The following is a 13451-nucleotide window of genomic DNA, read 5'->3' as shown; positions in this document are numbered from 1 at the left end:
TGCCTTGCCACACTTTACTACGCTGTTCTGATGGTGGAGGTAAGCGGGATCGAACCGCTGACCTCTTGCATGCCATGCAAGCGCTCTCCCAGCTGAGCTATACCCCCTTGCAGAACAGAAGCGAGATTTTAAACATCAATTTCGCTTTTGTCAAGAGTGTTTCGAATCTTTTTTTCATCGCTTCGAGGTTTCTACGAAACATCGTTGCTCGATTCGACCACTCTTTGCGTGAAACTTACCGCTGTTTCGCGCTCCGTATTCAACGGAGCCCGAATACTACAAGAACTCCCGCTCCGGCGCTAGTGCCAGAGCGAAAATTCTTCAAATAATTTTACGCACGCCCTTTCAGGCGCCCTTCGCAAGACCCTGCTCGATGCGGCTCACGACCACGTCACGGCCGAACAGCGCGAGCACCGCGTCGATTGCCGGCGTGTGCGTCGTGCCAGCCACGAACAGGCGCACCGGCATCGCGAGTTGCGGCATCTTCAGCTTGTGCGCGCCCAGCGTCGTCTTGAAGGCGGCCGAGATGGCTTCCTTGGTCCACTCCGCACTCTTGAGCGCGCTCGCGAGGTCGGCGAGAGCCGGACGCACCGCGTCGGTCACGTGCTGCGCCAGCGCATCCTGTTCGGGCTGCGGCTCGCGATAGAACATCATGGCGCTCTCGGCGATTTCCTTGATGGTCGTCGCGCGATCCTTGAAGAGCGCCACCACGCCGGCGAGCGCCGGCCCCTTCGCGAGTGCCGCATCGTCCACGCCCAGCGCCGCAAAGAAGGGCTTCGAGAGCTCGGCGAGGCGCGCGTTGTCGACTTCCTTCAGGTAGTGGTTGTTGAGCCAATTGAGCTTGTTGTGGTCGTACTGCGCCGGCGACTTGCCCAGATGGTCGAGATCGAACCATTCGACGAACTGCTCGCGTGAGAACACTTCCGCATCGCCGTGCGACCAGCCGAGGCGCGCGAGGTAGTTCAGCACCGCTTCCGGCAGGTAGCCGGCGTCGCGATAACCCATCACGCTCATCGCGCCGTGACGCTTGCTCATCTTTTCGCCCTGTTCGTTGAGCACCGTCGGCAGGTGCCCATAGACAGGCGGCTCGGCGCCCAGCGCGCGCAGGATGTTGATCTGGCGCGGCGTGTTGTTCACGTGATCGTCGCCGCGAATCACGTGCGTGATCTTCATGTCGATGTCGTCCACGACGACGCAGAAGTTATAGGTCGGCGTGCCGTCCGGGCGCGCGATCACGAGGTCGTCGAGTTCTTCGTTGGAGATCTCCACGCGCCCTTTCACCGCGTCGTCCCATGCGACCACGCCCGTGAGCGGGTTGCGAAAACGCAGCACCGGCTGCACGCCTTCGGGCGGCGTCGGCAGGACCTTGCCGGGCTCCGGGCGCCACGTGCCGTCGTAGCGCGGCTTTTCTCCCGCCTCGCGCTGGCGCTCGCGCAACGCGTCGAGTTCTTCGGTCGACATGTAGCACGGGTACACGAGGCCCTGATCCTGCATCTGCTTGAGCACTTCGCGGTAACGGTCCATGCGCTGCATCTGGTAGAACGGGCCTTCATCGAAATCGAGGCCGAGCCATTGCATGCCTTCGAGGATCGCGTCGACCGCTTCGGTGCTCGATCGCTCGAGATCGGTGTCCTCGATTCGCAGCACGAAAACGCCCTTGTTGTGGCGCGCGAACGCCCACGGATAGAGCGCGGAGCGAATGTTGCCGAGGTGGATGAAGCCGGTCGGGCTCGGCGCGAAGCGGGTACGGACGGGGGTCGTGGTCATGTGCGAATACTCGAGGACGGTACCGCCCGGCGACCGTCAGGCGCCGCGGCGTGCTCGATACGAGCGGCGCAGCAGGCGAAATACAGGCCGGTGGGCGGCAAAGGTTCGCGCGGGCGTAGCCATGGCGATGCGGGCTTGGAAGCCGCACGACGCAGCGCGACACGGCAAGTGCAAGACGCGAACGGAAAACCGGGAAAATTAGAGACGGGATTATACCCGCCGCGCGCCGGTTCGACCGCGCATGGGGGAAGCTCCGGGCCCATCCGCGAGGCGCAGAATGCCCGGCCGCTGTCGATCCATCGCATCGAAATTCGCCGGCACATCGCAAACACATCGCGTTACACGCACGCAACGTAAGCGCGCATGGCTTTGCCTTATCATGTCGGCGCGCTGGCGCCCTCGCCTGCGTGGCCCCGCGTGGTCGCAAGAATAGACGCGACGCGCACCGCACGAAAATAGCCTTCGCGCGCGCCGCCTGGAGAATCTGCTTGAAACCCAGTTCGAAGCCGAATCTGAATCCCGCCCAGCAAACGGACCCACAACAGGGCCCGCAACCGGACCGTCACCCGTCGCCGCTTTCATTGGGCCGCCGCCATTTCTCGCTCGCGGCTGCCTCCACCGTCCTCGCCGCCTGCACCACCGCGGGCACGCAACCGACCGACAACAAAAGCGTCACCGCCGCTCCACCCCCGTCCGCCAAAACGCAGCGCCCGATCCGTGTGGGCCTTGCGCTCGGCGGCGGCGCTGCGCGCGGATTCGCGCATATCGGCGTGATCAAGGGACTCGAGGCGCGCAACATCCAGGTCGATCTGATCACGGGCACGAGCGCGGGCTCGGTGGTGGCCGCGCTCTACGCGTCGGGCATGAATGGCTTCGCGCTCAACAAGCTGGCACTGACGATGGATGAAGCGTCGATCAGCGACTGGGCCATGCCGTTTCGCAACCGCGGTATTCTGCAAGGCGTGGCGCTGCAGAACTTCCTGAACACGACGCTGCGCGATCGCCCGATCGAAAAAATGGCCAAGCCGCTAGGCGTGGTCTCAACCGATCTGCGCACCGGTCAGGCGATCCTGTTCCAGCGCGGCAATACAGGCATTGCCGTGCGAGCCTCGTGCAGTATTCCGTCGATTTTCGAGCCGGTCCGCATCGCGGGTCACGAGTACGTGGACGGCGGCCTCGTGAGCCCGGTGCCGGCGTCGTTCGCGCGCAAGATGGGCGCGGACTTCGTGATTGCCGTCGATATTTCGTCGCGCCCGGAAACGGCGCCCACGCAAAGCCAGTTCGACGTGCTGATGCAGACCTTCACGATCATGGGCCAGTCGATCAAGAACTACGAGCTCGAGAAGTACGCCGACATCGTGATCCGCCCGAACCTCAACGCCATGTCGAGCAGCGATTTCACCCAGCGCAATGCCGCGATCCTCGCCGGCGAGGAAGCCGCCGCCAAGATCTTCCCCGAGATCGAACGCCGGCTGGCTGCCGCGCGCACGGCGACGGCGTAAGCGGCGATCGAAAACAAAAAAGCCTGCTTCGATGAAGCAGGCTTTTTGTTGCACCCGTATTGCAACCGATTGGGCGATTAGTTGCCGCTGCTGCCGTCGAACTGCGCGCTCACGCGCTGCTTGAGGCCTTGCGCCTGATCCGGCGTAAACGACGCTTCGACGCGACGCGCACCCGTGAAGCGCTTTTCCCAATAGCCGTTGTCCAGATCGTCGACGCGAATCGTACTGCCGGTGGACGGCGAGTGCACGAACTTGTTGTCGCCGATATAGATGCCCACGTGCGAGAACGTGCGGCGCATCGTGTTGAAGAACACGAGGTCACCGGGCTTGAGGTTGCTCATGCTCACCTTCTCGCCCACGCGGCTCATTTCCTCTGCGCGGCGCGGCAGGTTCATGCCGAGCGTATCCTGGAACACGTAGCGCACGAAACCGCTGCAGTCGAGACCCGAGTCCGGCGTATTGCCACCCCAGCGATAACGCACGCCGATCATGTTCAACGCGCCCACTACGACGTCGCCGGCCTTGCCGGCCATGCCGGACAGAAATGCCTTCGCACCGCCTTGAGCCGGAGCCGGAGCGGTGGTCTGGGTCGTGGCTTGAGCAGCGGGCTGAGCTGCGGAAAGCGACTGGAGATTCGTCGAGTTGCTCGGCGAGAATGAGACGTTCTGATTAAAACTGCTTGCTTCGTCGGCGAATGCGCCGTTAGCTGCAGCCATCAGTGCGCCGATGAACATCCCGGCGACGACGCGCGTGCAAGCCTGGGTCAAGGATCGGTGCTGCATGGGTCGAAATAAATTGCCCGTAAATCAGAGGGTTAGAAGAAAAAGTTTGGACGATAGTAGCCAGTAAGTATTTGTGTGTCAAAACAAATAGAAAAAAACAATTACGATGCGGGCGTCATTGGTGAATTTCACCAAAAAACCCCCTTAAGTTCCGCGATCGTTCATCGATCGAACGCGGCTTTCAGCAACTTTCGCGTGTAAGGGTGGGCAGGCTCGTCAAAGATTCTTGTTACATCTCCGGTCTCGACAATCGCCCCGTTTTGCATGACCGCGACCCGATGTGCCATCGCACCGATGACCTCGAGATCATGGCTGATGAATACGTAGCCCAGATTGTATTTGCGTTGCAAATCAGTCAACAAACGCAACACCTGCTGCTGGATCGAGACATCGAGTGCGCTGGTGGGTTCGTCGAGCACGATCACGCGCGGCTCGAGCACGAGCGTGCGCGCAATTGCAATGCGCTGGCGCTGGCCGCCGGAAAACTCGTGCGGATAGCGCTGCAAAACCGTGCGGTCGAGGCCCACTTCCCGCAACACGGACACGATGCGCTTGCGGCGCTCGTCGCCGGAGAGCTCGGGCCGGTGCAGCGCCAGCCCCTCCCCTACGATGCGCTCGATGGTTTGCCTGGGTGAAAGCGAACTGAACGGATCCTGAAAGACCACCTGCAGGTGCGAACGCAGCCCGAGCTTGTCGCGGCCCTGATAGCTCTCGATGGAACGCCCCTGGAACTCGATCGCGCCAGCCGCGGTACGTTGCAGACCCAACATCGCCATCGCGAGCGTCGATTTTCCCGACCCGGACTCGCCGACGATGCCAAGCGTCTCGCCCTGGCGCACCGAGACGCTCGCGTCGTCGACCGCACGAAAGCGGCCGTGCCGCCACCAGCCCGTAAAACCAGGCAGCTTCGTTGCGAAATCGACGCTCACGTCTTTCGCTTCGAGCAGCACCGGCGCGATCGGCAGCACCGGCAGCACGTTGCGCTCGGGCCGGCTTGCAATGAGCCTCTGTGTGTAGGGATGCTGAGGCGATGCGAAGATTTGCTCGACGCTTCCGGTCTCCACGAGCCGGCCCTTCTCCATCACCGCCACGCGCTGCGCGAAGCGGCGCACGAGATTCAGATCGTGCGTGATGAGCAGCACCGACATGCTCCCGCCGGACTTGCCCGCCTCCTCGCGCTGCAGCTCGCGCAAGAGTTCGACGATCTGCCCGCGGATCGTCACATCGAGCGCCGTCGTGGGCTCGTCCGCCAGCAACAGGCGCGGGCGACACGCGAGCGCCATCGCGATCATCACGCGCTGGCGCTGACCGCCCGAAAGCTGATGCGGATAGCTGAACACACGCCGGCGCGGCTCCGCAATGCCAGTGCGCTCAAGCAGGCCCGCCGCGCGTTCGTACGCTTCCTTCTTCGTCACGCCATCATGCAGCACGATGGTTTCCGCAATCTGCTCGCCAATCGTGTAGAGCGGATTGAGCGCCGTCATCGGCTCCTGGAAGATCATCGCGATGTCACTGCCGCGCAAGCCGCGCATGGCGCGCTCACTCTTCGCGAGCAGATCCTCGCCGTCAAGACGGATCGCACCCGAGATGCGTGCATCGCTCAACAGCCGCAGGATCGCGAGCGCGGTCACGGTCTTGCCCGAGCCCGACTCGCCCACGAGCGCCACGCGCTCGCCGCGCTCGATGGACAGCGCGACGTCGTCCACGGCGAGCGTCTCGCCGAAGCGCACGCTCAGATGCTCGATCGAGAGCAAGGGCCCTGCATTCTTCGCATCGACATCCCCTGGCAGCGCGCTCACTGATTGCCTCCGGCCTTCATCGCATCGGAGATGCGCGTATCGAGCGCGTTGCGCAGCGCGTCGCCCATGAACGTGAGCAGCAGCAAGGTCACGACGAGCACGCCAAACGTCGACATCGAGATCCACCACGCGTCGAGATTGCCTTTGCCTTGCGCGAGCAATTCACCGAGGCTAGGCGTCGGCGGCGGCACGCCCAGGCCGAGAAAGTCGAGGCTCGTGAGCGCGAGGATCGAACCGCTCATGCGAAACGGCAAAAACGTGATGACGGGCGTGAGGCTGTTGGGCAACACGTGGCGCCAGATGATCTGCCAGTTCGAAAGCCCCATGGCGCGCGCGGCGATCACGTAATCCTGATTGCGATTACGCAAGAACTCGGCGCGCACGTAGTCGGAAAGCCCAATCCAGCCGAACAGCGAGAGCAGCACGATCAGCAGGATGAAGCCCGGCTCGAAGATCGACGCGAAGATGATGAGCAGATAGAGCTCGGGCATCGCGCTCCAGATCTCGATCAGGCGCTGTCCGACGATGTCGACGCGTCCGCCGAAGTAACCCTGGATCGCCCCCGCCAGCACGCCGAGCAGCGTGCCGATCGCGGTCAGCACCAGTGCGAACTCCACCGAGACGCGAAAGCCATACAGCAGCCGCGCGAACAGATCGCGCCCGCTCGCATCCGTGCCGAGCCAGTTATCGCGCGACGGCGGCGCCGGATTCGGCACCTTCGAAAAATAATTGAGCGTGTCGTAGTAGTACGGATTCGGCGGATAGATCGCGAAGTTGCCGGGCGCGTCGAAGCGGTGGCGAATGTACGGGTCGAGATAGTCGGCGGACGTCGGGAAATCGCCGCCGAAGGTCGTCTCGGGATACGACTTGAAAAGCGGGAAATAGAGGTGCCCGTCGTAGCGCACCACGAGCGGCTTGTCGTTGCACCAGAGCGGGCCCGCAAGACTCGCCGCGAAGGCGATCACGAATACGATCAGGCTCCAGTAGCCAAGGCGCTGCTGCTTGAAGCGCAGCCACACCCGGCGCGCGGGCGCGGGCGACTTGAAGGCGCGTACGCTCTCGGTGCGCAGTTCGGGTTCGGCGCCGGCGCGGGTTCGGTTCAACTCAGCGCTCCAGTTGTTCGAATTGAATGCGGGGGTCGACCCACACGTAACAGAGATCGGAGATGAGCTTGGTCAGGAGTCCGATCAACGTGAAGAGATAGAGCGTGCCGAGCACCACGGGATAGTCGCGCCGCACCACCGACTCGTAGGACAGCAACCCGAGGCCGTCGAGCGAAAACAGCGTTTCGATCAGCAGGCTGCCCGTGAAGAATGCGCCGATGAACGCAGCCGGAAACCCGACGACGAGCGGCAGCAGCGCGTTGCGAAACACGTGCTTCCACAGCACGGTGCGCTCGGACAGGCCCTTCGCGCGCGCAGTCAGCACGTATTGACGGCGGATTTCTTCGAGAAACGCGTTCTTGGTGAGCATGGTCGTGACAGCGAAACTCCCCACGACCGAAGCCGTGACCGGCAGTGTGATGTGCCACAGGTAGTCGAGAACCTTGCCGCCGAGCGAGAGCGTGTCCCAGTCGTCGGAGGTCAGGTTGCGCAGCGGAAAAAGCTGCAGGAAGGTACCGCCGCCGAACAGCACGAGCAGCAGCACACCCAGCACGAAGCCCGGTATCGCATAGCCGATCAGCACGATAAGACTCGTGACGAGGTCGAATCGCGAGCCGTTGCGCACCGCCTTGGCGATGCCCAACGGCACCGATATCAGATAAGTGAGAAAGAAGGTCCACAAGCCGATGCTGATCGACACCGGCAGCTTGGAGATAATGAGCGACCACACGCTCTGATGGTGAAAATAGCTCTGCCCGAGATCGAAGCGCGCGAAGCGGCCGAGCATCAGAAAATAGCGCTGCAGCGGAGGTTTATCAAAGCCATAGAGCTGCTTGAGTTGCGCGATCTGTTGCGCGTCCACCCCCGAATGCGCGCGCATGCCGAACGGCATGCCCTGCTCCGCGCCGCGCTTGAGCTCGCGCACCGCCTGCTCGACGGGACCGCCCGGCACGAACTGGATCACCGCGAAAGTCAGCGTGAGCACGCCGAGCAGTGTCGGGATCATCAGCAACAGGCGTTTGACGATGTAGCTCCACATGGTTCTTCGTGTCCGTCAAGAATGGTCGGGCATCTCAGTGCTGCGGCGCGTGCGCGCCGCCAAGCCACCACGTCGATATGATCCAGTCGACCGCGCCATAGTACAGCGGCAGCTTCGCCGGATAAGCCAAGGTGTTCTTGTACGCCACGCGGTGCGTCGCGCTGTACCACTGCGGCACGACATAGTAGCCGTGCATCAGCACGCGGTCGAGCGCATGCGTGGCGTCGAGCAGTTGCTCGCGCGTCTGCGCCAGCATCAGCGACTTGAGAATCGCGTCGACGGCCGGCGACTTCAGGCCGATCAGGTTACCCGAGCCCGGCTCGTCGGCGGCCTTGCTGCCGAAGCGGTCCAGTTGCTCCGCGCCCGGGACCTGCACGTCGGGGAACTTGATCGTCGTGATATCGAAGTCGAAGGCATCGAGCCGCTTCTGATAAAGCGCAAAGTCCACCGAGCGATAGTTCACCTGAATGCCTAGCCGAGCCAGCGCTTGCGTGTACTGCGCCATGATCGGCGCCCATTGTGCGGCGGCGCTCGTGTCGTCGAGCACCTCGAGCACGAACGGCTGACCTTGCGCGTTGCGCAGCGCGCCGTCGCGATATGTCCAACCCGCCTGTGCAAGCAGCGCACGCGCCTTGAGCAGATTCGCACGCAGCGAGCCCGGCGGATTGGTGCTCGGCTGCACAGGCGGCGGACCGAATACCGCCGGATCGAGCTGCTTGCGCCACGGCTCGAGCAGCGCGAGTTCGCCGGGCGTCGGCACACCCTTCGCCTGCAAATCCGTGTTCACGAACCAGCTGTCGATGCGTTTGTACTGGCTGTAGAACAGCATGCGGTTGAGCCACTGGAAGTCGAGCGCGAGATCGAGCGCCTCGCGCACGCGCACGTCCTGGAACATCGGCCTGCGCAAGTTGATCACGTAGCCCTGCATGCCGGTGCCGTTGTGCTGCGGGAATTCGCGCTTGATGAGCTCGCCGCTGTCGAACTTCTTGCCCACGTCGCGGCGCACCCAGTTGCGCGCCACGTATTCGACGAGCGCGTCGTACTCGCCCGCCTTGAATGCCTCGAGACGCGCGACGTCGTCCGAATAGAGCTTGTAGACGATGCGCTCGAAGTTGTGGGTGCCCACGCGCACGGGCAGATCCTTGCCCCAATACGCGGGATCTCGCTTGTAGGTAATCGTGCGGCCATTCGAATAACGCTCGATCACATACGGGCCGCTGCCGATCGGCTCCTCGAACCCGATCTGGTCGAACGCGATGCGCGTGCCGTCCGCGCGCAAGCCCCACTTGTGCGAGAACACCGGCATGCCGCCCGCGATGAGCGGCAACTCGCGATTGTTGCTGTGAAACTCGAAGCGGACGGTTGCCGGGTCGACCACCACGGCGCGCACGATTTCACTGAAATAGGCCTGCATCGATGGCGCGGCCTGACGGCTCTTGAGCATGTCGAGCGAGAACTTGACGTCGGCCGCGGTAACCGGATCGCCGTTCGAAAAATGCGCGCGAGGATTCAAGTGAAACGTGACCGACAAGCCATCGGGCGCGATGCGGATATCGTCGGCGAGCAAGCCGTACGCTGACGCCACCTCGTCCATGCTGCCCGTCGTCAGGCTCTCGAAAATCATGCCGAGTCCCGGCGCCGAGTTGCCGCGCATCGTGAACGGATTGAACTTGTCGAAGCTCGTGAGCCGGTCAGGATTTGCGAGCACCAGCGTGCCGCCCTTGGGCGCATTCGGGTTCACATAATCGAAATGCTTGAAGTCCTGCGGATACTTCGGCTCGCCGTATTGAGCGATGGCGTAAACCGCGTGCGCCGAAGGCACCGTCGCGAATGCGAAGGCGAGCACAAGCGCCATGCCCAGCATGCGCCACCCTGCCCGCCCGTTGCTCCGCCGTGCGCAACCCTGATCAGGACTCCAGCCAGGAACCATTGCCCCACGCGCCATGCGCGTTCTCCTGCCTCGCGTTCCTGTCGTCATAGAAAGGGATTTGTCCGGGGTGCGGTGTCAATTGTGAGAGAATTCTACCCAAACCACGCGGCGCCGCCTCTACTGGCGCCCGGTGCATTGAACCTGTTCAGGAGAATTCATGGGCTTCCTCGCTGGCAAACGCATTTTGTTGACCGGCCTGCTGTCGAACCGATCGATCGCGTATGGCATTGCGCAGGCATGCAAGCGCGAAGGCGCGGAACTGGCGTTCACGTACGTCGGCGAGCGCTTCAAGGACCGCATTACCGAATTCGCGCAGGAGTTCGGCAGCAACCTCATTTTCCCCTGCGATGTGGCCGACGACGCGCAAATCGAAGCGCTCTTCACCGACCTCAAGCAGCACTGGGGCACGCTCGACGGTCTCGTCCACTCGATCGGCTTCGCGCCGCGCGAAGCCATAGCAGGCGACTTCCTCGACGGGATGACGCGCGAAAACTTCCGCATCGCCCACGATATCTCGGCCTACAGCTTCCCCGCGCTCGCCAAAGCCGCGCAACCGATGCTCGCGACCAACGCCTCGCTCCTCACGCTCACTTATCTCGGTGCCGAGCGCGCGATCCCCAACTACAACACGATGGGCCTCGCGAAGGCCTCGCTCGAAGCAAGCGTGCGCTACCTCGCGGTATCGCTCGGCGCCAAGGGCGTGCGCGTGAACGGCATCTCGGCTGGCCCGATCAAGACGCTCGCGGCAAGCGGCATCAAGAGCTTCGGCAAGATTCTCGACTTCGTCGAGCACAATGCGCCGCTGCAGCGTAACGTGACGATCGAGCAAGTCGGCAACACGGCCGCGTTCCTGCTCTCCGATCTGGCGGGCGGCGTGACGGCGGAAATCGTCCACGTCGACGCGGGCTTTAACGCCGTGGTCGGCGGCATGGCGGGCCTCGGCGAATAACGCACCGCCAGGTCCTGCCCGTGGCCTCGTTGCGCCGGCAACCGCAGCAAGTAAAAAGCCGCCCCTCGGGCGGCTTTTCTTTTGACCGGGTTCAGGTCCTTCGCGACACGGACGAACTGGCTTAGCGCCAATGTCCCGGAGGACCGCCGTGATCGCGGTCATAGTGACCGCGGCCATGGTCGTAACCGCCGTGATGGCGATACCAGTCGTCACGCGCCCAGTAGCGGCGGCCATCCCAATAGCGATCACCGTACCAGCCGACCACGACGGCCGGCGGCGCCGCGTAGACCGGCGCGGGCTGATAAACCACGGGCGGCGGAGGCGGCGGAACGTAGACCGGTTGTGGCACGACGTAAACCGGGGCCGGAATACCGATGTTGACGCCGACGCTCACGCCAGCCATAGCCGCACTCGATGCACCGATAGCCAAGCCCGCGACCAGCATTGCAACAACACGAGCGAACTTCATGAACTCACCTTTTGGGGTTGATGTTTTGTTGGGGTCAATATAGCGCAGGCTCCCGGACCGCGTATTTCAATATTGTAATAACTGATGCACAAAACCACCGTGAGTTCGCCAGCGTAACGTCTGGTTACACCCGAGGCCAATTCGCAATCGCGCCCGCGCGGCACACAGGCGGCACATAGGCAATTCGCCCCATTCAGCCTTGACTCGGCTCGAATGCGACTTCAAATAGAACATGAAAAGATGAACGGCTGAAACGCAAAAATCATTGCACCACTCAATTCGGCATCCTTATAAAAATTCGAGCAGGCAATGACCCCAGGCGTTCATGCGAAGCTCAATGAAATGAATCGCCCGGTCGAGTATGCGTCCGTGAATTCGCGCCGGAAAAACAAAAACCCCGCAAGCCGAGACTTGCGGGGTTTCGCCGCCATTACTGGCGGAGACGGAGGGATTCGAACCCTCGATCCAGGTTTTGGCCCAGATGCTCCCTTAGCAGGGGAGTGCCTTCGACCTCTCGGCCACGTCTCCCGAAAACTTCGTTCGCGCCAGGGAGGCAGCGCAACGAAGCAAAGATAATAGCGGGTTCGAGCGTTCTGGTCAATTTTTAAGACGCACTTTTTTCAAACTTTTTCGTGCGTGCTCACAATTGCCCGTCACACCCGCGTCATACGACACCGGTTCAAGCGTGCTCGAGCTCGAATGCCTTGTGCAACGCGCGGACTGCCAGCTCCATATACTTCTCGTCGATCAGCACCGAGATTTTGATTTCGGACGTCGAAATCATCTGGATGTTGATGCCCTCTTCCGAGAGCGTGCGGAACATCTTGCTTGCCACGCCCACGTGCGAGCGCATGCCTACGCCGACCACGGAAACCTTCGAGACCTTCGCGTCGCCCAGCACCTGCTCGGCACTCACGTGACCCTTCACCTGGTTCGTGAGGATATCCATTGCGCGCTGGTAGTCGCCGCGTCCAACCGTGAACGTGAAGTCGGTCTTGCCGGCCACGCTCTGGTTCTGGATGATCATGTCGACGTCGATGTTCGCGTCCGCCACCGGGCCGAGAATCTGATACGCGATGCCCGGCTTGTCGGGCACGCCCATCACGATGATGCGGGCCTCGTCGCGCTGGAACGCGATACCCGAGATGACTGCTTTTTCCATGGTCTCGTCTTCTTCAAAGGTAATCAGGGTGCCCGACTTCATTTCCTCGTCGAGGTTCATCGCCGGATCGGTCAGGCTGGAGAGCACGCGCGTCTTCACCTGATACTTGCCCGCGAATTCCACCGAGCGGATCTGCAGCACCTTCGAGCCGAGGCTGGCCATTTCCAGCATTTCTTCGAACGTGATGCGATCGAGCCGGCGCGCGTCGTCCACCACGCGCGGGTCGGTCGTGTAGACGCCGTCCACGTCGGTGTAGATGAGGCATTCGTCGGCCTTCAGCGCCGCTGCGACCGCAACCGCCGAGGTGTCCGAGCCGCCGCGGCCGAGCGTGGTGATGTGGCCTTCCGGATCGATGCCCTGGAAGCCCGTGATCACGACCACCTTGCCGTCATCGAGATCGGCCAGCACGCGCTCGCCGTCGATGTCGTTGATGCGCGCCTTGGTGAAGGAACTGTCGGTTTTGACCGGCACTTGCCAGCCGGTATAGCTGATGGCGTCCACGCCGGCTTCTTGCAGCGCGATCGACAGCAGACCGACGCTCACCTGTTCGCCGGTCGACGCAATCATGTCGAGCTCGCGCGGGCTCGGCTGCGGCGAAATCTCTTTCGCGAGACCGAGCAGACGATTGGTTTCGCCGGACATCGCCGAGGGTACGACGACCATCTTGTGGCCGGCCTTGTGCCATTTGGCGACGCGCTTGGCAACGTTCTTGATGCGCTCGACCGAGCCCATCGAGGTGCCGCCGTATTTGTGTACGATGAGTGCCATTGTCGTTCTGAACTGGAGATGTTACCGCGCTGGCGCACCGAAGACGGCTCCGCCCGGTACCGTTCAGGCCGCGCGAAGGCTTGGCGCGTGCAGCACACGCGGAATTTGCCCGGGCGGCCGCGAGGCAGCCGCATCGGCATCGAGGAGATACTGATACGCGCTCGCGCGCCCTGCCCGCATA

10 protein-coding genes and 2 tRNA genes are annotated in these 13451 nt (G+C 62.5%); 2 read left to right on the top strand and 10 right to left on the bottom strand.

Translation table 11 applies throughout. The features are described 5' to 3' along the window. Positions 1-31 precede the first annotated feature (31 nt). Together P5W98_RS06385 and gltX are read right to left on the bottom strand one after the other, a co-directional pair. Positions 32-107 (bottom strand) — tRNA-Ala (locus P5W98_RS06385). A 238-nt stretch (positions 108-345) separates the two neighbouring features. Then, positions 346-1767, bottom strand: a complete 1422-nt coding sequence (gene gltX, locus P5W98_RS06380) for a glutamate--tRNA ligase (protein WP_421079400.1) — start codon at positions 1765-1767, stop codon at positions 346-348. A gap of 512 nt (positions 1768-2279) precedes the next feature. On the opposite strand from gltX, the gene P5W98_RS06375 reads away from it, so the two are divergent. After that, positions 2280-3269 carry a patatin-like phospholipase family protein gene (locus P5W98_RS06375; protein WP_421079584.1) on the top strand — a complete coding sequence of 330 codons (990 nt, stop codon included), beginning with the start codon at positions 2280-2282 and terminating at the stop codon, positions 3267-3269. A 77-nt stretch (positions 3270-3346) separates the two neighbouring features. Here the strand turns inward: P5W98_RS06375 and P5W98_RS06370 are convergent, their stop codons facing one another. From P5W98_RS06370 to P5W98_RS06350, 5 genes are all read right to left on the bottom strand, one after another. Then, on the bottom strand, positions 3347-4051 hold the full coding sequence (locus P5W98_RS06370) for a C40 family peptidase (protein ID WP_421079399.1): 705 nt from the start codon (positions 4049-4051) through the stop codon (positions 3347-3349). Positions 4052-4212: 161 nt separating this feature from the next. Beyond that, positions 4213-5850 carry an ABC transporter ATP-binding protein gene (locus P5W98_RS06365; protein WP_421079398.1) on the bottom strand — a complete coding sequence of 546 codons (1638 nt, stop codon included), beginning with the start codon at positions 5848-5850 and terminating at the stop codon, positions 4213-4215. Beyond that, positions 5847-6953 (bottom strand): ABC transporter permease, encoded by a 1107-nt coding sequence (locus P5W98_RS06360; protein WP_421079397.1) that lies wholly within the window; start codon positions 6951-6953, stop codon positions 5847-5849. The genes P5W98_RS06365 and P5W98_RS06360 overlap by 4 nt, the downstream gene beginning before the upstream one ends. Before the next feature lies 1 nt (position 6954). Further along, positions 6955-7992, bottom strand: coding sequence for a microcin C ABC transporter permease YejB (locus tag P5W98_RS06355; protein ID WP_421023810.1), 1038 nt, complete (start codon positions 7990-7992; stop codon positions 6955-6957). A 34-nt stretch (positions 7993-8026) separates the two neighbouring features. Further along, positions 8027-9856 carry an extracellular solute-binding protein gene (locus P5W98_RS06350; RefSeq protein ID WP_421079396.1) on the bottom strand — a complete coding sequence of 610 codons (1830 nt, stop codon included), beginning with the start codon at positions 9854-9856 and terminating at the stop codon, positions 8027-8029. Between the two features lie 223 nt (positions 9857-10079). On the opposite strand from P5W98_RS06350, the gene fabI reads away from it, so the two are divergent. Further along, the gene (gene fabI, locus P5W98_RS06345; protein ID WP_434718486.1) at positions 10080-10871 is read left to right on the top strand and encodes an enoyl-ACP reductase FabI; all 792 of its coding nucleotides are present in this window, start codon (positions 10080-10082) and stop codon (positions 10869-10871) included. Between the two features lie 121 nt (positions 10872-10992). Here the strand turns inward: fabI and P5W98_RS06340 are convergent, their stop codons facing one another. From P5W98_RS06340 to P5W98_RS06330, 3 genes are all read right to left on the bottom strand, one after another. Then, positions 10993-11340 (bottom strand): hypothetical protein, encoded by a 348-nt coding sequence (locus tag P5W98_RS06340; RefSeq protein ID WP_421079395.1) that lies wholly within the window; start codon positions 11338-11340, stop codon positions 10993-10995. A gap of 434 nt (positions 11341-11774) precedes the next feature. Next, positions 11775-11868, bottom strand: a tRNA-Ser gene (locus tag P5W98_RS06335). 151 nt (positions 11869-12019) lie between these two features. Continuing rightward, the gene (locus P5W98_RS06330; RefSeq protein ID WP_421023807.1) at positions 12020-13270 is read right to left on the bottom strand and encodes an aspartate kinase; all 1251 of its coding nucleotides are present in this window, start codon (positions 13268-13270) and stop codon (positions 12020-12022) included. Between the last annotated feature and the right edge of the window lie 181 nt (positions 13271-13451).

Origin of the sequence: Paraburkholderia sp. A1BS-2L (assembly GCF_051125205.1) — a bacterium.
Taxonomy (GTDB): domain Bacteria; phylum Pseudomonadota; class Gammaproteobacteria; order Burkholderiales; family Burkholderiaceae; genus Paraburkholderia.
Note: the sequence above shows the minus strand (reverse complement) of the source record. Positions and strands in the feature narration are given on the sequence as shown.